At 60.0% G+C, this 20018-nt stretch carries 19 protein-coding genes; 12 read left to right on the plus strand and 7 right to left on the minus strand.

The genetic code is table 11. The features are described 5' to 3' along the window. Positions 1 to 14: 14 nt before the first annotated feature. Positions 15 to 794, minus strand: a complete 780-nt coding sequence (locus tag CDA56_RS00735) for an MBL fold metallo-hydrolase (RefSeq protein ID WP_025107598.1) — start codon at positions 792 to 794, stop codon at positions 15 to 17. A gap of 169 nt (positions 795 to 963) precedes the next feature. On the opposite strand from CDA56_RS00735, the gene CDA56_RS00740 reads away from it, so the two are divergent. Then, entirely contained in the window at positions 964 to 1518 is a 555-nt protein-coding gene (locus tag CDA56_RS00740; RefSeq protein WP_025107597.1) for an NUDIX hydrolase, read from the plus strand. On the opposite strand, the gene CDA56_RS00745 is transcribed toward CDA56_RS00740, so the two are convergent. The 4 genes from CDA56_RS00745 to CDA56_RS00760 form a co-directional block, all read right to left on the minus strand. Beyond that, positions 1510 to 2370, minus strand: coding sequence for a DMT family transporter (locus CDA56_RS00745; RefSeq protein ID WP_025107596.1), 861 nt, complete (start codon positions 2368 to 2370; stop codon positions 1510 to 1512). The genes CDA56_RS00740 and CDA56_RS00745 overlap by 9 nt on opposite strands. A gap of 24 nt (positions 2371 to 2394) precedes the next feature. Next, positions 2395 to 3204 (minus strand): lipoprotein NlpA, encoded by an 810-nt coding sequence (gene nlpA, locus CDA56_RS00750; RefSeq protein ID WP_025107595.1) that lies wholly within the window; start codon positions 3202 to 3204, stop codon positions 2395 to 2397. Between the two features lie 260 nt (positions 3205 to 3464). Next, positions 3465 to 3935, minus strand: a complete 471-nt coding sequence (locus CDA56_RS00755) for a nuclear transport factor 2 family protein (RefSeq protein WP_064357605.1) — start codon at positions 3933 to 3935, stop codon at positions 3465 to 3467. 130 nt (positions 3936 to 4065) lie between these two features. After that, positions 4066 to 4686 (minus strand): pyridoxamine 5'-phosphate oxidase family protein, encoded by a 621-nt coding sequence (locus tag CDA56_RS00760; RefSeq protein ID WP_025107593.1) that lies wholly within the window; start codon positions 4684 to 4686, stop codon positions 4066 to 4068. A 102-nt stretch (positions 4687 to 4788) separates the two neighbouring features. Between CDA56_RS00760 and CDA56_RS00765 the strand changes: the two genes are divergently transcribed. Further along, positions 4789 to 5703, plus strand: coding sequence for a LysR family transcriptional regulator (locus CDA56_RS00765; protein WP_014227289.1), 915 nt, complete (start codon positions 4789 to 4791; stop codon positions 5701 to 5703). Here the strand turns inward: CDA56_RS00765 and CDA56_RS00770 are convergent. Next, positions 5700 to 7196 (minus strand): MDR family MFS transporter, encoded by a 1497-nt coding sequence (locus CDA56_RS00770; protein ID WP_025107592.1) that lies wholly within the window; start codon positions 7194 to 7196, stop codon positions 5700 to 5702. The genes CDA56_RS00765 and CDA56_RS00770 overlap by 4 nt on opposite strands. An 80-nt stretch (positions 7197 to 7276) precedes the next feature. On the opposite strand from CDA56_RS00770, the gene CDA56_RS00775 reads away from it, so the two are divergent. Next, positions 7277 to 7924 carry a TetR/AcrR family transcriptional regulator gene (locus CDA56_RS00775; protein ID WP_103814442.1) on the plus strand — a complete coding sequence of 216 codons (648 nt, stop codon included), beginning with the start codon at positions 7277 to 7279 and terminating at the stop codon, positions 7922 to 7924. A 180-nt stretch (positions 7925 to 8104) separates the two neighbouring features. On the opposite strand, the gene CDA56_RS00780 is transcribed toward CDA56_RS00775, so the two are convergent. Further along, positions 8105 to 8521: a GNAT family N-acetyltransferase gene (locus CDA56_RS00780; RefSeq protein ID WP_103814439.1), complete on the minus strand. Its 417-nt coding sequence runs from the start codon at positions 8519 to 8521 to the stop codon at positions 8105 to 8107. Between the two features lie 453 nt (positions 8522 to 8974). On the opposite strand from CDA56_RS00780, the gene CDA56_RS00785 reads away from it, so the two are divergent. From CDA56_RS00785 to CDA56_RS00825, 9 genes are all read left to right on the plus strand, one after another. Continuing rightward, positions 8975 to 10099: an efflux RND transporter periplasmic adaptor subunit gene (locus CDA56_RS00785; protein ID WP_014227293.1), complete on the plus strand. Its 1125-nt coding sequence runs from the start codon at positions 8975 to 8977 to the stop codon at positions 10097 to 10099. After that, complete coding sequence (eefB, locus tag CDA56_RS00790; RefSeq protein WP_049078925.1) at positions 10099 to 13206, plus strand: multidrug efflux RND transporter permease subunit EefB; 3108 nt, start codon at positions 10099 to 10101, stop codon at positions 13204 to 13206. The genes CDA56_RS00785 and eefB overlap by 1 nt, the downstream gene beginning before the upstream one ends. 3 nt (positions 13207 to 13209) lie before the next feature. Continuing rightward, the gene (locus CDA56_RS00795; RefSeq protein ID WP_014839827.1) at positions 13210 to 14574 is read left to right on the plus strand and encodes an efflux transporter outer membrane subunit; all 1365 of its coding nucleotides are present in this window, start codon (positions 13210 to 13212) and stop codon (positions 14572 to 14574) included. A 50-nt stretch (positions 14575 to 14624) separates the two neighbouring features. Further along, a complete protein-coding gene (locus CDA56_RS00800) occupies positions 14625 to 15791 on the plus strand; it encodes a multidrug effflux MFS transporter (RefSeq protein ID WP_014227296.1) in 1167 nt (388 codons plus the stop codon). 160 nt (positions 15792 to 15951) lie between these two features. Further along, the gene (murQ, locus tag CDA56_RS00805; protein WP_103814437.1) at positions 15952 to 16854 is read left to right on the plus strand and encodes an N-acetylmuramic acid 6-phosphate etherase; all 903 of its coding nucleotides are present in this window, start codon (positions 15952 to 15954) and stop codon (positions 16852 to 16854) included. A gap of 24 nt (positions 16855 to 16878) precedes the next feature. Continuing rightward, complete coding sequence (gene murP, locus CDA56_RS00810) at positions 16879 to 18312, plus strand: PTS N-acetylmuramic acid transporter subunit IIBC (RefSeq protein WP_032718833.1); 1434 nt, start codon at positions 16879 to 16881, stop codon at positions 18310 to 18312. Between the two features lie 105 nt (positions 18313 to 18417). Beyond that, positions 18418 to 18654, plus strand: coding sequence for a type II toxin-antitoxin system CcdA family antitoxin (locus CDA56_RS00815; protein ID WP_102803532.1), 237 nt, complete (start codon positions 18418 to 18420; stop codon positions 18652 to 18654). Positions 18655 to 18656: 2 nt separating this feature from the next. Continuing rightward, positions 18657 to 18965 (plus strand): CcdB family protein, encoded by a 309-nt coding sequence (locus tag CDA56_RS00820; protein WP_014227299.1) that lies wholly within the window; start codon positions 18657 to 18659, stop codon positions 18963 to 18965. Between the two features lie 150 nt (positions 18966 to 19115). Further along, complete coding sequence (locus CDA56_RS00825) at positions 19116 to 20018, plus strand: DMT family transporter (RefSeq protein ID WP_009654083.1); 903 nt, start codon at positions 19116 to 19118, stop codon at positions 20016 to 20018.

The raw sequence follows: 20018 nt of genomic DNA on the forward strand, positions 1-20018 counted from the left end.
CGCCCGCTCCGCTTCTAAAAGACCATGCTTTCCCCATCCTGCGGGATGCTGACCGCTTCGGCAATCTGATTGTCAGCCACGTACTGGCGCAGCTCATCGCGGCTCAGCAGACAGTGGTTCACCGCGTCCATATGGCTGGCGACGATTTTGGCTTCCGGCAGGACGAAGTGCGCCTTCAGCACATCCTCTTTGCCCATGATGATCGGCCCAAAACCGATGACGTGCGCATACCCGGCATTCAGCACCACCACGTCAGGGCGCAGCCTGAGCATGTCGGCTTCCACTGCATCGCGCCAGATAGTGTCCCCCACCAGCCATAGGGTTTTCTCCTGCGGATGGCGCAGCACCACGCCGCAGGCTTCGCCCAGGCGCTCGGCCATTGCCGGCACCGCATAAGTGCGGTCGCTGCCGTGCTGGCCCGAGGTCGTTTTCACCAGCGCAACGTCAGCAAACGCGCTGTCCTCAGAGAGCAGACGAATATCGCAAAAGCCCTGGCCGCGCAGCAGCTGTCCGTCGGCATCATGCTGGACATAAACCGGCAGGGTTTTGGGGATCGCGGCGATCGCCGCCTCGTCCCAGTGATCCTGATGAGTGTGGGTGACGATAACCGCATCCACGTCAACGATCGTTTCGATGGAAAAAGGCAGTTCCACCAGCGGGTTACGCAACTCGCTGCGCGCGGTACCGGCAAAGCCCGCCCAGGCGCCCTTGGCTGAAAGCATCGGGTCAATCAGAAACTTTTTACCCGCATATTCAATAAGCTGGGTAGCATTACGCACATGGGTGATTTTCATGATGTTCATTCCTCTTCGCGGTTATCTGCTGAACATCGTACGTCCCACAAGCCTGGCGCAATATGGGCGTTTGGGCAATGAACGATGAAATCGGGCCAATCTGCGACGGTTGCCATCGGCTCCCGGCTATGGTGTGCTGAACGCTCAACTTTGAGGAACAGTGGCTACGATGAAAAAGAAACTCACCTCCGCCGATATGCACGATGTCGAGGTTCTGGCAGACACCCCATGGTTCAGCATGCGCAAGGTCGGAATTGATATGGCCCCCGGCGATCGGCGGGATTTTTACTCCATTCACTATCCTCGCCCGGCGGTGGGGATTGTGGCGATGCAGGATGACAAAGTGCTGCTGATTCGCCACTACCGTTACCTGATCGATCGGGTGGTGTGGGCGATTCCTTCCGGCGGCGTCGATGAAGGCGAAGACCCGCGCGCGGCGGCCCTGCGCGAGCTGCGGGAAGAGACCGGCTGGCAGGCGCAGCGCGCCGACGAAATTATCCGCTATAACCCCTCCTACGGCAGCAGCGACCAGCTGTTTATTACCTGGCTGGCCCACGATTTGACTTGGGTGGGAATGGATGAAGATCAGGATGAAGTGATGGAAACGGGCTGGTTTACCCTCGAAGAGATAGGCCAGCTGATCGCCCGCGGCGAGATGCCGGACGGGCTATCGCTGGTGCCGCTGCTGCATCTGATGGCGCAGCGGCGCACCGGTTTAGCGTAGCGGCTTCAGCATCCGCCAGCGGAACCACAGCTGAGCGACGAGGATCAGCAGGCCGCCGATAATTTTCTGCAGCGGTAGCTGTTCGCCGTACCACAGCGCGGCGGCAATCACCGTGAGCAGCGGTTCCAGCACCATAATAATCGCCGCGCTGGCGACCGCCGCGTACTTCTGCCCCTTCATTTGCAGGCCGAAGCGCAGGCTGGTGGCGATAACGATGCTGGCGAGCAGCCAGCCGAAGGTCGGCAGGGTAAACGGCTGAGTCCAGCTTTCAACGGCGGCGGAGATCCCCAGTCCGACAATGCCGGTAATGCCGAGCTGCACGGTGGTCAGCGGTATCAGCGGCACCTCGCGGGCGCTTTTGCTGGTGTAGCAAAACCAGATCGATTGCACCAGCGCGGTCAACAGGAACCAGCCCTGGCTGGGGTGAAACGCAATCGGCATATGCAGGCTGAGCAATCCGAGGCCGACAATGGCGATCGGCAGGCACTCCCAGTAGGCCCGCGCCGGCCGCGCCTTCATCATCACCCATGCGGTAAGCGGCACGAACAGCATCGACAGGCTCATGATAAACGCCCCTTCGCCCAGCGATGGGGTCGTTGATACCGAGTAGATCCACAGGCACAGGTTTAGCGCAAACCACAGGCCGCTGATAATCATGCGCGGCCACTGCTGCCTCTCGACGCGAAGGCCGCGGCAGAAAGGCAGCAGCAGCAGCGCGGCGAAGAAAAAGCGCAGGCCGAGGAAAGCGAAAACCGGCATGCCGGCAATCGCTTCCCGGGAAAAAATCCATCCGCAGGCGGCGATAACCGTCGCGGCTATGAGCAGCAAATCAGCCTGGCGTTGCCGGGTCATCGCCACGTCTCCTTGTGTGAGTGATTACCAGCCGGGCACCGCGCCGCCGTTAAAGATCGTCTCCGCCGCCTTCGCCACCTCCGGTGACTGGTAGGACTGGATAAACGCTTTGACGTTTTCCGCGTCTTTGTTGTCTTCGCGGGTCACGATGATGTTCACATAGGGCGAGTTTTTATCTTCAATAAAGATGCCGTCGCGTACAGGGGAGAGGCCGGTCTGCTGCAGGTAGGTAGTGCTGATGATCGCCACGTCGACCTTCGGGTCGTCGATGACGCGCGGCAGCTGTGCTCCTTCCAGCTCCATAATTTTCAGGTGATGCGGGTTGTCGATGATATCAACCGCCGTCGGCAGCAGGCCGGTGCCCGCTTTGAGGGTAATCAGCTTTTCCTGCTGGAGCAGAAGCAGCGCGCGGCCCAGGTTGGTCGGGTCGTTCGGAATGGCGATGGTCGCGCCGTCTTTCAGCTCGGCGACGGATTTTATTTTGCGCGAGTAGCCCGCCATCGGGAAGACGAAGGTGTTGCCCACCGCCACCAGGCGATAGTTGTGGGCTTTATTATCCTGTTCGAGGAACGGGCGGTGCTGAAAGACGTTGGCGTCCAGATCGCCGGCGTTGGTGGACTCATTCGGCAGCAGCGAGCCGCTAAAGCCCACCAGCTCCACGTCGAGGCCATATTTCTCTTTAGCCACTTTCTTCGCCACTTCCGCCACATCCTGTTCCGCGCCGTTAATCACGCCGACTTTAATGTGTTTCGCATCGCTGCCCTTCTGGTCGCAGCCCGCCAGCAGCAGGCCCGCCAGCACCACGGCGGCGGCTGTCCGTAAACGCAATTTCATTGTTATCACCCCGTCAGTCCATAGAAATCGTTATTATTTTTTCGTCTGAAACTATAACGACTTTGTGCTGGGGTTTTAAACGCAAAAACCGCAACCGGAAATAAAATCATCTTCCCCCTTTCTCCCGGGGGCGGCGCGATGCGCCTGCCCGGGCTACGGGTTCACCGTCGGCTGCAATCGAGTAGCCCGGACAGGTGCGCAGCGCCGCCTCCGGGGATCTCTTCAACGGTGAGGCTCGCTGCGCAGAACGGGGACGCGCCTTACAGCCCCAGCTCGCTCAGCCCCGGGTAATCGTCCGGGCGACGGCCCAGGGGCCAGTGAAACAGACGCTCGCTCTCGGTGATGGGCAGATCGTTGATGCAGGCGTAGCGCGTCTGCATCAGGCCGTGCCGATCAAACTCCCAGTTCTCGTTGCCGTAGGAGCGAAACCAGTTGCCGCTGTCGTCGTGCCACTCATAGGCAAAGCGTACCGCAATACGGTTATCGCTCCACGCCCACAGTTCCTTAATCAGCCGGTACTCCTGCTCTTTACGCCATTTCCGCTGCAGGAAGTCGATAATCTGCGTTCTGCCGTGAACAAATTCGCTGCGGTTACGCCATTCGCTCTCGACGGTATAGGCCAGCGCGACCTTAGCGGCATCGCGGCTGTTCCAGCCATCTTCAGCGGCACGGACTTTTTGTGCGGCGCTCTCGCGGGTGAACGGCGGCAGAGGCGGACGTTGTTCGGTCATCATGAATCTCCTGTATGAATACCCTTCATACTTCAAGTTGCTTATGTGTTGGCTACACTCGTTCACCCCAGTCACATAGTTATCTATGCTCCTGGGGACTCACTCCCTTGCCGCCTTTAAGCAACTCGAATTATTTTGGGTATATAAGCTGCTGCAGGCGCTGATTTTCCCGCTCCAGTTCGTCAATACGCTGTTGCAGCGTCTGGCTATACTCCGCCACCTGCCGGGCGGTGTAGCGGGGGGTAATATGCTGCGGGCAGTTCCAGTCAAAAGCCTGTAAGTGGAAACGGTAGATGCGCTCAATCCGGGCCCGATAGTTCTCCGGCGCGACCTGCGCCAGCAGCTGCGGGTCGGCATCCACCGCCACAACCTCTACGGTGGCGTAGATTTTCAGCCTGGCACGGCGCGGGTAATCCATCAAAAACAGACAGGCCCGATCGCTGCCGCGCAGGTTGCCGGTGGTGATGTACTGGCGATTACCGGAAAAATCCGCCATCGCCAGGGTGGTTTCATCCAGCAGATGCAGAAAGCCCACCGGGCCGCCGCGATGCTGAATATAGGGCCAGCCGGTTTGCGAAAGGGTGGCCAGATAGAAGCTGTCGCGGGTGGCAATCATCGCCTCCTCGCTGGCGCCGAAGCGCTCACCCCGGCGCTGGCGATGCGGCGACTGCCACAGCTCATCGCTGCCCATTTCATGCTGGACATCCATCACGTCCGGCGTCATGGCGATATCAAGAAATTCTGCTGGCATAGGTCCTCCCGATGCGTTGCGGCGTAACTCATCATGGACTGTGCTGACAGAAAAGATAATAGTGGCAATATGACAATCATCTTTCCGTAAAACGGGATAATTATGGACCGACTCAGCGCGATGGCGCTGCTGGTGAAAGTGGCCGAACTCGGCAGCATGTCGGCGGCGGCGCGGGCGCTGAATATGCCCCTGACCACCGTTAGCCGCCAGATTGGCGAACTGGAAAATACCCTCGGCGTGCGCCTGATGATCCGCACCACCCGCAAGCTGACGCTGACCGATGCCGGCGTCGATTATGTCGCCGCCGCGCGGCGCATTCTCGAAGAGGTGGAGAACGCCGAGCGCCAGGCGGCGGGCGAATATCAGGAGCCAAAAGGCGAACTGGTTCTCTCAGCCCCAACCATGTTCGGTCGTCAGCATGTTTTGCCGGTGGTGACGGATTTTCTCGCCCGCTACCCGCAGATTCGCGTCCGTTTACTGCTTAGCGACCGCAACGCCGATCTGGTGGGCGATCATATTGATTTAGCGGTGCGTATCGGCACGCTGCCGGACAGCGGGATGGTGGCCACCCGGCTGGGCGAGATGCGCATTGTGACCTGCGCGCACCCGGCTTTGCTGGAAAAACACGGCATACCCGAACGCCCGCGCGAGCTGGCCGCGCTACCGATCATTCGTATTGAATCGCCGATGCCTTATCGCGGCTGGCGCTTTAACGCCGAAGAGGCGGAGGACCGGCTGGTGGCGCTGCAGCCGGTGCTGTCGCTGACCACGCCGGAGAGCGCCGCCGACGCCGCCCGCCTGGGGGCCGGCGTGGCGCGCCTGCTGCATTACCAGGCGATCGACGGCCTGGCCCGCGGCGAGCTGAAGCTGCTCCTGCAGGCGATGGAACCAGAGCCTGCACCGGTGCACCTGCTGTACACCTCGCGGGATCTGGCTCCGCTTAAGCTGCGTAAATTTATCGATTTCGCCGCGCCGGCTCTGCGTCGGGCGCTGCTGCGTATTGCCGCCGCCGTCTAGCGTGTGCCGGTTTTCAGCGGCGCTTCTTTCAGTAGCCAGGAGAGGGCAAACGCCACCGCCATAATGCAGGCCGCCATCAGAAACGCCGCATGGATAGCGGACCCGAAGGCATCCAGATAATCGAGGCGGATCTCCGCCGGGAGATTCTGTACCGCCGCCGGGTTCAGCGTCCTCGGCAGCTGCGCGCCTTCCGGCAGCAGGCGCTGGAGATTGCTTTGCAGCACGTGAGTAAACACCGCCCCAAACAGCGCCACGCCGATGGAACCGCCAATCGATCGAAACAGCGTGACCCCGGAGGTCGCCACGCCGTACATCTGCGCGGGCATCGCGTTCTGTACCGCCAGCACCAGCACCTGCATCACCAGCCCCAGGCCCGCCCCCAGCACGCCGGTAAACAGGTACAGCTGCCACATCGCGGAGTGGATGGTGATGCGCGTCAGCAGCACCATGCCGACGACCCCCAGCAGGGTGCCGATAATCGGAAATACGCGATACTTGCCGGTGCGGCTGATAATGCGCCCGCTGACGATCGAGGTCAGCAGCAGGCCGCCCATCAGCGGGATCAGCTGCAGGCCCGCCTCGGTCGGCGTCGCCTCTTTGACCACCTGCAAATAGAGGGGCAGGAAGGTCACCGAGCCGAACAGCGCCATGCCGATAACAAAGCCAATCAGGCTGCACAGCAAAAAGCTGCGGTTGCGGAATAAGGAGAGCGGAATAATCGGCTCGCTGGCCAGCCGCTCTTCATGAATAAAGCCGACGATCCCGACCAGGCCAAACGCCAGGATGCACCACAGCTGCGGGTCGCTCCACGCGCGGACGCTGCCGCCCTCGGAGGTAAACAGGATGATGCACAGCAGCGCCATGCTGAGGTAAATCGCCCCCAGCCAGTCGATCTGGTGCTGGCTGCGCTTGTTGCTGCTGTGAAAAACCGCACCGATCACCAGCAGCGCAAACAGCCCCAGCGGCAGGTTGATGTAAAAAATCCAGCGCCAGGAGGCGTGCTGCACCAGGAAGCCGCCGATTAACGGCCCGATTACCGTCGCCAGGCCAAAGACGCCGCCGAACAGACCCTGATAGCGGCCGCGATTCGCCGGCGGGATGACGTCAGCCACCGCCGCCATGCTGATCACCATCAGGCCGCCGCCGCCCAGCCCCTGCAGGCCGCGCATCAGCACCAGCTGGGTCATATTTTGCGCCAGGCCGCAGAGGGCGGAACCGGCAAGAAACAGCACAATCGCCACCTGCAGAACGATTTTGCGCCCGAACAGATCGCCGAATTTGCCGTACAGCGGCACCGCGATGGTCGAACTCAGGATGTAGGCGGTGACCACCCAGGAAAGCTTATCCAGCCCGCCGAGCTCGCCGACGATGGTCGGTAGCGCGGTGGAAACGATAGTCTGATCCAGCGCCGAGAGCAGCATCACCAGCAGCAGGGCGCTGAAGAGCAGGCGGATCGAGGGCACCGCCGGTTGGCTGGCGATTTCAGATGTCATAGCATCACTCGCTTGAAATTAATTAAATGCATAATTAATATTTAGGGAAATGATGAATCTGGTCAAGGGATAGCCACAGGATGTCAGCACAAAAAGACAACGAAGCCCCGCGTCGTCCCGGTCGCCCGCGCGGGCAGAAATCCGGCTCCGCCAACCGCGAACAGCTGATGGATATTGCCCTGGCGCTGTTTGCGCGCCACGGGATCGCCCTCATTTCGCTGAACGCCATCGCCAAAGAGGCGGGGGTAACGCCCGCGATGCTGCACTACTATTTCAGCTCGCGCGAAGCGCTGGTGGAAAAGCTGGTCGAAGAGCGCTTTATGCCGCTACGCAGCGAGATCGGACAAATTTTTGTCGCGCACGGCGACGATCCGGTCACCGCTTTTACGCTGCTTATTGAAACCCTGGCGGCCATGGCGGAGAAAAACGCGTGGTTCGCGCCGCTGTGGATGCAGGAGATCATCGGCGAGATGCCGGTGCTGCGCCAGCATATGCACGCGCGTTTTGGCGATGAGAAGTACCACAAGATGCTGGAGACGGTGCGCCGCTGGCAGCGGGAGGGTAAGCTTAATCCGGCGCTCTCCCCGGAGCTGCTGTTTACCACCCTGATAAGCCTGGTGCTGGTGCCGTTTTCCCGCACCCACACCGATCCGCGGTTGCAATCGGTAGACCGGAAGATGATTGTCAGCCACGCCCTGGCGCTGATAGGCCGGGGGATCGGCGGCTAATTCCCCCGGCTCGCGCTGCGCTTAGCCGGGCTACAGGGCCGTGCGCTCCGGGGGTTTGGGGGTTCAAATCTGCATCCGCACTATTTCCTTCCCGGTGGCGCTGCGCTGACCGGGCTACAGGTTTACAGCCGTCTGTCAGGCGCACAGCGCCGCCTCCGGGAGGGTCTCCTGAAGCCAGGTTTACAATACTTTCGATAAATAGTGGCGCTGCATGCCCACGTGCGGAAAATCCGGCAGCGACATCTGCAGCTGATAGCCCAGCTTCTGATAAAACGGCAGCGCCTGAAAGCTGAACGTATCCACCAGCACGTGGCTGCAGCCGCGCGCCCGCGCCTGGTTTTCCGCTTCATACATCAGCTCGCTGCCAAGGCCGCTGCCGCGCGAGGCTTCGCTGACCCACAGATATTCAATACACAGCCAGCTGCCCTTGCGTTTGCCGATCAACCCGCCGCGCATCGCGCCAGCGTCATCGCGTGAATAAACGCCCAGCTCGCCGAACTGAGCCGGGTCCAGAAAGCGCAGATTGTATTCCCGTAGCCCCGCCAGCAGCTCTTCTTGATCGGCGGGATTAATGTTCTCTGTTATTATTAATGTCATTGATTATCTCCATCTTTTATTTTTCACAGACCATTCACCACCCTACTTTCACAAAATATCCTTTTTTTCTCCATTATTTCCTGACTAAATTCCCTGCACTAAATTTTGTGTAAAAAACCTTCCCATCATTCGGTACAGACGTATAATGGGGAAAAATGAGAACGATCATTCTCAAAACCAAAAACCATGGAGAACCCCACAAGTAATGCCCTGTAGCAGGCGTTATCGCTCGGTTCAGAGCCTGTAACCGCCGTCTGATGCCGTATTCGCCGCACGGGAAAATCTCGGAAAAACCGCTTAATCAATAGCGGTATTCACCGAGTTATTTACTGCAAACAGGAATATTTATTTCCCATTGGGTTATTTGTGCTTGCCCGGAGATGCATCATCGCCCGGCCCATCACCCCGCCAGTGAATTTGCGGGGCGGACGTCGTTCATCCTGAGAAAATATAATGAAATATACTTTAGCCCCCATCGCAGCAGCATTATTTCTCCTTAGCGGGTGCGATAATGCGCAAAACGCTTCCCCGCAGCAGATGACGCAGGAAGTGGGTGTCGTTACCCTGCACGGCCAGCCTGTCCCTGTGGTGAGCAGCCTGACCGGACGCACCACCGCCTCGCTTAGCGCCGAAGTGCGCCCGCAGGTCGGCGGGATCGTGCAAAAACGCCTGTTTACCGAGGGCGATATGGTCAAAGCCGGACAGGCGCTGTACCAAATCGACCCGTCAAGCTATCGCGCGACGTTTAACGAAGCCGCCGCATCGCTAAAACAGGCCCAGGCGCTGGTCATCGCCGATTGCCAAAAAGCCCAGCGCTACGCGGTGCTGGTCAAAGATAACGGCGTCTCCCGTCAGGACGCCGATGACGCGATAGCGACATGTAACCAGGATAAGGCCAGCGTCGAGTCGAAAAAAGCGGCGCTGGAAAGCGCGCGCATCAACCTGAACTGGACCACCGTGACCGCACCGATTGCCGGGCGCATCGGGATCTCTTCCGTCACGCCGGGCGCGCTGGTGTCCGCCGATCAGGATACCGCGCTGGCGACGATCCGCGGCCTGGATACGATGTACGTCGATCTCACCCGATCCAGCGTCGATCTGCTGCGCCTGCGTAAGCAAAGCCTGGCAAGCAACAGCGATACCCTTAACGTCACCCTGACTCTTGAAGATGGCAGCACCTACAGCGAAAAAGGTCGCCTGGCGCTGACCGAAGTGGCGGTGGATGAATCGACCGGCTCGGTCACGCTGCGCGCGGTCTTTCCCAATCCGCAGCACGTGCTGCTGCCGGGGATGTTCGTTCGCGCCCGCATAGACGAAGGCATCATGAACGATGCGATCCTCGCCCCGCAGCAGGGCATCACCCGCGATGCCAAAGGCGATGCCACCGCGCTGGTGGTTGACGCTAATAACAAGGTTGAACAGCGCAGCGTGGAAACCGGCGAAACCTACGGCGACAAATGGCTTATCGTCAACGGCCTGAAGAGCGGCGACAGGTTGATTGTCGAAGGAACCGGCAAAGTGGCGCCGGGCCAGCAGGTCAAAGCCGCCGAAGTCAAAAATGACGGAGGCAACGCCTGATGTTCTCCCGTTTCTTCGTGCGACGCCCGGTCTTCGCCTGGGTTATCGCCATTCTGATTATGCTCGCCGGGATTCTGGCTATCCGCACCCTGCCGGTCGCCCAGTATCCTGACGTCGCCCCGCCGGCGATAAAAATCTCCGCCACCTACACCGGGGCCTCTGCGGAAACCCTGGAAAACAGCGTCACCCAGGTTATTGAGCAGCAGCTCACCGGACTGGACAACCTGCTCTACTTTACATCCACCAGCAGCTCCGACGGCTCGGTCAGCATTACCGTCACCTTTGAGCAGGGTACCGATCCGGATACCGCCCAGGTTCAGGTGCAGAACAAAGTGCAGCAGGCGGAATCCCGTCTGCCGAGCGAAGTTCAGCAGTCCGGCGTAACGGTGGAGAAATCGCAGAGCAGCTTCCTGCTGATCCTCGCGGTGTATGACAAAAACAACAAAGCCACCAGCTCCGACATCTCCGACTGGCTGGTCAGCAACATGCAGGATCCGATGGCGCGTATTGAAGGCGTCGGCAGCCTGCAGGTGTTCGGCGCGGAATACGCCATGCGCATCTGGATGGACCCGACCAAACTGGCCTCATATTCGCTGATGCCATCCGATGTGCAATCGGCCATTGAGGCGCAGAACGTGCAGGTGTCCGCCGGTAAAATCGGCGCGCTACCCGCCTCCAACGCGCAGCAGCTGACCGCCACCGTGCGTGCCCAGTCGCGGCTGCAAACCGTCGCCCAGTTCAAAGAGATTATCGTCAAGAGCAAGAGCGACGGTTCGGTGGTGCGCCTGAGCGACGTCGCCCGCGTTGAGATGGGCAGCGAAGATTACACCGCCTCCGCCAATCTCAACGGCCATCCGGCTGCCGGGATCGCGGTGATGATGGCGCCGGGCGCTAACGCCCTGAATACCGCGACGCTGGTGAAAAACAAGATTGCCGAGTTCCAGCGTCAGATGCCGCAGGGTTACGATATCGCCTACCCGAAAGACAGCACCGAGTTCATCAAAATCTCGGTGGAGGATGTGATTCAGACGCTGTTCGAGGCGATTATCCTCGTAGTCTGCGTGATGTATCTGTTCCTGCAAAACTTCCGCGCCACGCTGATCCCGGCGGTGGCGGTTCCGGTCGTGCTGCTGGGCACCTTCGGCGTGCTGGCGCTGTTCGGCTACTCCATCAACACCCTGACGCTGTTTGCGATGGTGCTGGCGATAGGCCTGCTGGTGGATGACGCCATCGTGGTGGTGGAAAACGTCGAGCGTATCATGCGCGACGAGGGGCTGCCCGCCCGCGAAGCCACCGAAAAATCGATGGGCGAAATCTCCGGCGCGCTGATCGCCATTGCCCTGGTGCTCTCGGCAGTGTTCCTGCCGATGGCCTTCTTCGGCGGCTCAACCGGGGTGATTTATCGCCAGTTCTCGGTGACCATTATCTCGGCGATGATGCTCTCCGTGGTGGTCGCCTTAACCCTAACCCCGGCGCTGTGCGGCGCGCTGCTGAGCCATTCTAAACCGCATACCAAAGGCTTCTTCGGCGCCTTTAACCGCCTGTGGGGACGCACCGAGCAGGGCTATCAGCATCGTGTTGTTGGCGGCCTGCGCCGCTCGGCGATGATGATGGGCGCTTTTGTCCTGATTTGCGGCGGCATGGCGCTGGCGATGTGGAAACTGCCGGGCAGCTTCCTGCCGACGGAGGATCAGGGCGAAATCATGGTCCAGTACACGCTGCCCGCCGGGGCGACGGCGGTACGTACCGCCGAGGTTCGCCGCCAGGTCACCGACTGGTTCCTGACGAAAGAGAAAGCCAATACCGACGTGATCTTTACCGTCGACGGCTTTAGCTTTAGCGGCAGCGGACAAAACGCCGGGATGGCCTTCGTGTCGCTGAAAAACTGGTCCGAACGTAAAGGCGAAGAAAATACCGCTCAGGCCATCGCCCTGCGCGCCACCAAAGAGCTCGGCGGCATTCGCGACGCCACCCTGTTCGCCATGACCCCGCCGTCGGTAGATGGCCTGGGGCAGAGCAACGGCTTCACCTTCGAACTGATGGCCAGCGGCGGCACCGATCGCGATAGCCTGATGAAAATGCGCAGCCAGCTGCTGGCCGCGGCGAATCAAAGTACCGAGCTGCAGTCGGTACGCGCCAACGATCTGCCGCAAATGCCGCAGCTGCAGGTGGATATCGATAATAACAAAGCCGTGTCGCTCGGGCTGTCGTTAAGCGATGTCACCGATACCCTTTCCAGCGCCTGGGGGGGGACCTACGTTAACGACTTTATCGATCGCGGTCGCGTGAAGAAGGTCTATATCCAGGGCGAAAGCGACGCCCGCGCCGTGCCGTCCGACCTCGGTAAATGGTTTGTGCGCGGCAGCGACGACAGCATGACGCCGTTCTCCGCCTTCGCCACCACCCGCTGGCAATACGGTCCGGAAAGCCTGGTGCGCTACAACGGTTCCGCCGCCTTTGAAATCCAGGGTGAGAACGCCAGCGGCTTCAGCTCCGGCGCGGCAATGGACAAGATGGAGGCCTTAGCCAATAACCTGCCCGCCGGTACCACCTGGGCGTGGAGCGGCATGTCGCTGCAGGAAAAACTCGCCAGCGGCCAGGCGATGAGCCTCTACGCTATCTCGATTCTGGTGGTCTTCCTGTGCCTCGCGGCGCTGTATGAGAGCTGGTCGGTACCGTTCTCGGTGATCATGGTGATCCCGCTTGGGCTGCTCGGCGCGGCGCTGGCGGCGTGGATGCGCGGTCTGAGCAATGACGTTTACTTCCAGGTGGCGCTATTAACCACCATCGGCCTGTCGTCGAAGAACGCCATTCTGATCGTCGAATTCGCTGAATCGGCGGTGGAAGAGGGCTACTCCCTGTCGCGTGCCGCCATGCGCGCCGCGCAGACCCGTCTACGCCCTATTGTGATGACCTCGCTGGCGTTTATTGCCGGGGTGCTGCCGCTGGCGATCGCCACCGGAGCCGGGGCCAATAGCCGCGTGGCGATCGGTACCGGGATTATCGGCGGCACCCTGACCGCAACGCTGCTGGCGGTGTTCTTCGTGCCGCTGTTCTTTGTGCTGGTGAAACGTTTCTTCACCCGCCATCGTTCTTCTCAGGAGTAAGTTATGTTTCGTTTTACCTTAGTTTTTGTTGCGCTCCTGACGGCGGGCTGCGTCTCTCTCGACCCGCACTATGAACGTCCGGCCGCGCCTGTCCCGGCGACCCTGCCGGGTAGCCACGGCGAGGCAACCGCGGTAGTCAGCGACTGGCAGCAGGTAGTGAATGACGCTCGCCTCAAAAAAGTGGTGAACATCGCCTTGACCAGCAACCGCGACGTGCAGAAAGCGCTGGCCGATATTGAAGCCGCGCGCGCCCAGTTTGGCGAAACCCGCGCCTCGCTGTTTCCGACCCTCGACGCCGAGCTGAGCCATACCCGCAGTAAAACGGTGGCCAGCGGCCTCACCTCGTCAGCGGAAGCCGACGGCGCGGTTTCCAGCTTCGAGCTGGATCTGTTTGGCAAGAACCAAAGCCTGACGCGCGCGGCGCGGGAAACCTGGCTTGCCAGCGAATTCACCGCCCAGAATACGCGTCTGACGATGATCGCCGATCTGACCACCGCATGGATAACGCTCGCCGCGGACAACAGCAATCTGGCGCTGGCGCAGGACACCATGGCCAGCGCGGAGAACTCGCGCCGCATCGTCACCCGCCAGATGGAAGTCGGCACCGCCTCGGCAGGCGACCTGAGCGATGCCGAAAGCGTTTATCAGCAGGCGCGCGCCAGCGTCGCCAGCTACCGCACGCTGGTGGCGCAGGATAAAAACGCGCTCAACCTGCTGGCCGGAGAAACCGTGCCGGATAGCCTGCTGCCCGGCACGCTGGAAAGCCTTGGCGATCGGAGTATCACCCTGGTGCCGGCGGGCGTCTCTTCATCGGTACTACTGCGCCGCCCGGATATCCAGGAAGCGGAGCATAATCTGAAGAGCGCTAACGCCGATATCGGCGCGGCGCGGGCCAATTTCTTCCCGTCCATCTCGCTGACCGCCAGCGCCGGGGTCGGCAGCGACTCGCTCTCGTCGCTGTTCAGCCACGGCATGCAGGTGTGGTCATTCGCGCCGTCCATCAGCCTGCCGCTGTTTACCGGCGGCAGCAACCTGGCGCAGCTGCGCTATGCTGAAGCGGAGAAAAAGGGGCTGATCGCCACCTATGAGAAGACGATTCAGAGCGCCTTTAAGGATGTCGCCGACGCGCTGGCGCGCCGGGAAACGCTCAGCGAACAGCTGGACGCGCAGAATAAATACGTCGCGGCGGAGCAGAAATCGTTGAATATCGCGATGAAGAGCTATCAGGCCGGGGTCGGAGATTATCTGTCGGTGCTGACCGCCCAGCGAACGCTGTGGTCGGCGCAGGCCACGCTTATCTCCCTCCAGCAAACGGATCTGGAAAACCGCATTACCCTCTGGCAGTCGCTGGGAGGCGGCGCCAGCTAACGCTTTTGCCGGGCGGCAACGCCCGGTTTGATGACAAGGAGCCCGTTGATATGTCCCGAATTTCCCTCTCCTGGGTCGTGGTTCTCGGTTTGCTCAGCGCCATTGGGCCGCTGTGTACCGACTTCTATCTGCCCGCGCTGCCGGAAATAACCCAGCAGCTCAGCGCCACCGGCACGCAGACCCAGCTTTCGCTGACCGCGGCGCTGATTGGCCTCGGCCTTGGACAGCTGTTTTTTGGCCCGCTGAGCGACCGCATTGGCCGTAAAAAGCCGCTGGCGCTCTCCCTGCTGCTGTTTATCTTCTCCTCGGCGATGTGCGCGATAACCTACGATATCCATATGCTGATCGCCTGGCGCTTTCTGCAGGGCTTCGCCGGCGCGGGCGGCTCGGTGCTGTCGCGCTCCATCGCCCGCGACAGATATCAGGGTACGCTGCTGACCCAGTTTTTCGCCCTGCTGATGACCGTTAACGGCATTGCGCCGGTGCTTTCACCGGTACTCGGCGGCTGGATCATCACCGCCTTCGACTGGCGTATCCTGTTCTGGGCAATGGCGGCGATCGGCGTTGTCTTGCTGCTGCTCAGCCTGACGGTGCTGCACGAAACGCTGCCGGCCAAAAGCGCCGCCTCGGCTACGCGGCAGCAGGCTGATGCGCCGGTGCTGAAAAACCGCCGCTTTATGCGCTACTGCCTGATTCAGGCCTTTATGATGGCCGGGCTGTTTTCGTATATCGGCTCGTCTTCGTTCGTTATCCAGAGCGAATATGCCATGAGCGCGATGCAGTTCAGCCTGCTATTCGGCCTTAACGGTATCGGGCTGATTATTGCGGCGCTGATCTTTTCCCGCCTGGCGCGCCGCTTCAGCGCCGAAGCCCTGCTGCGCGGCGGCCAGCTGCTGGCGGTGGCGTTTGCCGCCATCACCCTGCTCTTCGCCTGGCTACCGCAGCCGACGCTGGCGCTGGTCGGCCTGTTTTTTACCGTTTCCATGATGAGCGGCATCAGTACCGTTGCCGGCTCGGAAGCGATGAACGCCATTCACGCCCGCCAGTCCGGCACCGCTTCCGCCCTGATGGGCACGCTGATGTTTGTGTTCGGCGGTATTGCCGCGCCGCTGGCCGGTCTCGGCGGCGAAACGATGCTCAAAATGAGCTTCGCGATGACCCTTTGCTATCTGGCCGCGCTGCTGATTGGCCTGAAAAAGCCGCGCCCCATCGCATAACCTCCTCCGGGGTAATAAAATATTCCAATTATATTACCCCTCTTTTTCCCGTCAGTACTGTAATCTCCTATTATTCCTTCAACACCAATCGTGATAACCTTCACAGGAAAGGAATAATTAATTCCTTATACTGCCCGCCACCGTGAATAAAGAGGTTCCTATGAGTATCGACCTGAGCAAACTGCTGACCGAGCGCCGCAACGCCAATAGCGCCAACATTGATATCCTCACCACCGAAGAGATGCTGACGGTGATTAACCAGGAAGACCAGCAGGTGGCTCACGCCATCACTCCCTATCTGCCGCAAATTGCCCAGGTGGTGGATAAGATCGCGGCGGCGCTGCAGGCGGGTGGTCGACTGATTTATATTGGCGCGGGCACTTCCGGGCGTCTGGGGATCCTTGATGCCAGCGAGTGTCCGCCGACCTTCGGCACCCGCCCGGAGCAGGTGGTGGGCATTATCGCGGGCGGCCATAAAGCCATACTGAGCGCCGTAGAGAACGTCGAAGACAACAAAGCGCAAGGGGCGATGGACCTGCAGAACCTGAACTTTAGCAGCCGCGACGTGCTGGTCGGCCTGGCCGCCAGCGGACGCACGCCGTACGTCATCGGCGCGATGGAGTATGCCCACAGCCAGAACGCTTTTGTCGCCATCGTCAGCTGTAACCCGCACGGCGAAATGGCCCAGCTGGCGGACGTCGCCATTACGCCGGTCGTGGGTCCGGAAGTGGTGACCGGCTCAACGCGCCTGAAGGCGGGCACAGCGCAGAAGCTGGTGCTGAATATGATTTCTACCGGGGCGATGATCCGCATCGGCAAGGTCTACAGCAATCTGATGGTGGACGTGGAAGCGACCAACGCCAAGCTTATCGAGCGCCAGGTGTCCATCGTCATGGAAGCGACCGAATGCGATCGCGCAACCGCCCAGAGCGCGCTGGAAGCCTGCGATCGCCACTGCAAAACGGCGATTGTGATGGTGCTGGCTGATTTAAGCGCCGCGGATGCCCAGGCGCTGCTGGCAAAAAATAATGGCTATATCCGCAAGGCGCTGAGCCACTCCTGACCGCTGACTCACGGGTAATCTGCAATGGCAAAAATAAATAAAGAGATGATAGCGCGGATCCTGCAGCACGTTGGCGGAGCCGGGAACGTCGCGCAGGCGGGCAACTGTATGACCCGGCTGCGCCTGACCCTGCGCGATGAATCACGGGCCGATAGCGCCGCCATCCGCCAGATTGACGGCGTAATGGGGGTGATCGTTAGCGATGAACAGTTCCAGGTCGTCCTTGGGCCCGGCAAGGCGCAAAGCGCGGCGGAAATGATGAATGCGTTACTGGAAGAGGCCCCGGCGGATGCGCCATCGCTGGCCGATGTCGCCGCCGAAAAGAAACAGGCGCTGAAGAGCAAGCAAACCAGCGGTATTCAAAAATTCCTCGCGAAATTCGCCACCATCTTCACCCCGCTCATTCCCGGCTTTATCGCCGTCGGCCTGCTGTTGGGGTTCGCGACCCTGGCGGAGCAGATATTTGTCCTCGAAAACGCGCATCCGAACGCGACATTGATGGCGCTGATCGGCTACATGAAGGTGTTCAGCAAAGGGATGTTTACCTTCCTGAGTATCCTGATCGGCTATAACGCCCAGAAAGCCTTCGGCGGCTCCGGGGTCAACGGGGCCATCATCGCTGCGCTGTTTGTTCTCGGCTATAACCCGGAAGCCACCAGCGGCTTCTATTCCGGGATTTCCACCTTCTTCGGCCACGGTATTGACCCGCGCGGCAATATTATCGGCGTGCTTATCGCCGCGATTATCGGCGCGTGGGTGGAACGACAGGTACGCCGCATCATGCCTGCCAACCTCGATATGATCCTCACCTCGGCGGTGACGCTGCTGATCATGGGCGCGATCACCTTTACCGTCATTATGCCTATCGGCGGCTGGCTGTTCACCGGGATGTCATGGCTGTTTCTGCACCTTAACGGTAACCCGTTCGGCTCTGCGGTACTGGCCGGCCTGTTCCTGCTGGCGGTGATGTTCGGCGTCCATCAGGGCTTCGTGCCGGTCTATTTCGCGCTGGTGGATGCGCAGGGGTTTAACTCGCTGTTTCCGATCCTGGCCATGGCCGGTGCCGGACAGGTTGGTGCGGCGCTGGCGCTGTTCTGGCGGGCGAAGCACGGTTCTCTGCTGCGCACGCAGATTAAAGGGGCGATTATTCCCGGCTTTCTCGGCATCGGTGAACCGCTGATTTACGGTGTGACGCTACCGCGCATGAAGCCCTTTATCACCGCCTGCCTCGGCGGCGCCTGCGGCGGTTTCTTCCTCGGGCTCATCGCCTGGCTGGGGCTACCGGTCGGCCTGAATACGGTATTTGGCCCGTCCGGGCTGGTGGCGCTGCCGCTGATGACCTCCGGCAGCGGGATCTACGCCGGAATGGCGGTGTATGCCGCCGGGCTGGCGGTCTCTTACCTGTGCGGCTTCGCCCTGACCTGGCTGTTCGGCAGTAAAAACGTTGATTTGAGCTAAGAGGCGCGTCCGGCGCATAAAAATTGAATCTTTTTTAACCCGCCGAATGGCGGGTTTATTTATTTCTGTGTAATCTACACGTGTAGATTACACAGGAGATTCCCTATGCCAGCCGCAAAACGCAATAAGCAGAACGTCAGCGTGACACTGGACCCAGGCCTGGTTAAACAGGCTCGTGAGGTCGGCATCAATCTGTCTCTAACGTTGACTAACGCTCTAAAAAGCGAAATCCACAGCCTCGAAATAGCCCGCTGGCAAAAAGAAAGTGCCCAGGCAATCGACTACCTCAATAATTTAACTGAGGAAAATGGACTTCTCTCTGATGAATACAGGACGTTCTAAATATGCAGTATTACGTTTATAAGAATACAGGTCGAATTGCTGCGTATCCTTACCTCCTTGATGTACAGAGTGACATTATCGGCAAGCGCAATACTCGGGTCGTGATTCCACTGTTTCCACTGAAAAACTATAAAGGTCCACGCGCCGATCGTTTAACACCGCTTGTCACCGTAGAAGGGGAAGAATACGTCGTGATGACTCACGAACTCGCCAGCATCCCACATCGTGTTCTGGGTGAAGAAGTTTGTAATCTGAATCACCAGCGCGAAGTCGTTAAAGCTTCAATGGATTTTCTTTTCGACGGGATCTAACTCGCTACAAGCTTACGCGTCAGATCGCCAAACCCAACGATCTTCCGCCGCAAGGGGCACGCAAATACTCCGACTACCCTTTCCTGCCCCGCTTCCCGCGCGTGCTCATGCTATGATACTGCTTTCGCGCTATTTTCACCTGAGGGAAAGATGGGCTCCAGCAAAAAAGGGATGCTGAACGTACTGATCGCCGCCGTACTGTGGGGCAGCTCGGGCGTCTGTGCGCAATATATTATGCAGCAAAGCCAGATGTCATCGCCGTTTCTGACCATGACGCGCCTGCTGTTCGCCGGCCTGATCCTTCTGATGCTCTCGTTCTTCCACGGCGATAAGATTTTCCGCGTCCTGCAAAACCGCAAAGACGCCGTCAGTCTGCTGATTTTTTCGCTGTTCGGCGCGCTTACCGTGCAGTACACCTTTCTGATGACTATCGAGCAATCCAACGCCGCCACCGCGACGGTGCTGCAGTTTCTGTCGCCGACGATTATCGTCGCCTGGTTTGCCATCGCCCGCAAAACGCGCCCCAGCCCGCTGGTGCTCGCGGCCATCGCCACCTCGCTGGCGGGCACTTTCCTGCTGGTGACCCACGGCAACCCGACGACGCTGTCGATTTCCCCCACGGCGCTGTTCTGGGGGATTGCTTCGGCGTTTGCCGCCGCTTTTTATACGACTTATCCTTCGACGCTGATTGCCCGCTACGGCACGCTGCCGATTGTCGGCTGGAGCATGCTGCTCGGCGGCGCGATGCTGCTGCCGTTCTACGCCGGACAGGGCAACCATTTTGTGGTGACCGGCGGCCTGCTGCTGGCCTTTTTCTACCTGGTGGTAATCGGCACCTCGCTGACCTTCAGCCTCTATCTGAACGGCGCGCAGAAGATTGGCGGCGCGAAGGCGGGGATCCTCAGCTGCGCGGAGCCGCTGAGTAGCGCCCTGCTCTCCCTGCTGCTGCTCGGCATCACTTTTACTCTCCCGGACTGGCTAGGCACGCTGCTGATTCTCTCGTCGGTGGTGCTGATCGCCATGGATTCGCGGCGGCGGGTTAAAACGGCCTGA

This window comes from Klebsiella michiganensis (assembly GCF_002925905.1).
Lineage (GTDB): Bacteria > Pseudomonadota > Gammaproteobacteria > Enterobacterales > Enterobacteriaceae > Klebsiella > Klebsiella michiganensis.

Excerpts from the sequence above, each read along its gene's own strand:
- CDA56_RS00735 (WP_025107598.1), bottom strand. The coding sequence starts at position 794 with ATGAAAATCACCCATGTGCGTAATGCTACCCAGCTTATTGAATATGCG.
- CDA56_RS00740 (WP_025107597.1), top strand. The coding sequence starts at position 964 with ATGAAAAAGAAACTCACCTCCGCCGATATGCACGATGTCGAGGTTCTG.
- CDA56_RS00745 (WP_025107596.1), bottom strand. The coding sequence starts at position 2,370 with ATGACCCGGCAACGCCAGGCTGATTTGCTGCTCATAGCCGCGACGGTT.
- nlpA (WP_025107595.1), bottom strand. The coding sequence starts at position 3,204 with ATGAAATTGCGTTTACGGACAGCCGCCGCCGTGGTGCTGGCGGGCCTG.
- CDA56_RS00755 (WP_064357605.1), bottom strand. The coding sequence starts at position 3,935 with ATGACCGAACAACGTCCGCCTCTGCCGCCGTTCACCCGCGAGAGCGCC.
- CDA56_RS00760 (WP_025107593.1), bottom strand. The coding sequence starts at position 4,686 with ATGCCAGCAGAATTTCTTGATATCGCCATGACGCCGGACGTGATGGAT.
- CDA56_RS00765 (WP_014227289.1), top strand. The coding sequence starts at position 4,789 with ATGGACCGACTCAGCGCGATGGCGCTGCTGGTGAAAGTGGCCGAACTC.
- CDA56_RS00770 (WP_025107592.1), bottom strand. The coding sequence starts at position 7,196 with ATGACATCTGAAATCGCCAGCCAACCGGCGGTGCCCTCGATCCGCCTG.
- CDA56_RS00775 (WP_103814442.1), top strand. The coding sequence starts at position 7,277 with ATGTCAGCACAAAAAGACAACGAAGCCCCGCGTCGTCCCGGTCGCCCG.
- CDA56_RS00780 (WP_103814439.1), bottom strand. The coding sequence starts at position 8,521 with ATGACATTAATAATAACAGAGAACATTAATCCCGCCGATCAAGAAGAG.
- CDA56_RS00785 (WP_014227293.1), top strand. The coding sequence starts at position 8,975 with ATGAAATATACTTTAGCCCCCATCGCAGCAGCATTATTTCTCCTTAGC.
- eefB (WP_049078925.1), top strand. The coding sequence starts at position 10,099 with ATGTTCTCCCGTTTCTTCGTGCGACGCCCGGTCTTCGCCTGGGTTATC.
- CDA56_RS00795 (WP_014839827.1), top strand. The coding sequence starts at position 13,210 with ATGTTTCGTTTTACCTTAGTTTTTGTTGCGCTCCTGACGGCGGGCTGC.
- CDA56_RS00800 (WP_014227296.1), top strand. The coding sequence starts at position 14,625 with ATGTCCCGAATTTCCCTCTCCTGGGTCGTGGTTCTCGGTTTGCTCAGC.
- murQ (WP_103814437.1), top strand. The coding sequence starts at position 15,952 with ATGAGTATCGACCTGAGCAAACTGCTGACCGAGCGCCGCAACGCCAAT.
- murP (WP_032718833.1), top strand. The coding sequence starts at position 16,879 with ATGGCAAAAATAAATAAAGAGATGATAGCGCGGATCCTGCAGCACGTT.
- CDA56_RS00815 (WP_102803532.1), top strand. The coding sequence starts at position 18,418 with ATGCCAGCCGCAAAACGCAATAAGCAGAACGTCAGCGTGACACTGGAC.
- CDA56_RS00820 (WP_014227299.1), top strand. The coding sequence starts at position 18,657 with ATGCAGTATTACGTTTATAAGAATACAGGTCGAATTGCTGCGTATCCT.
- CDA56_RS00825 (WP_009654083.1), top strand. The coding sequence starts at position 19,116 with ATGGGCTCCAGCAAAAAAGGGATGCTGAACGTACTGATCGCCGCCGTA.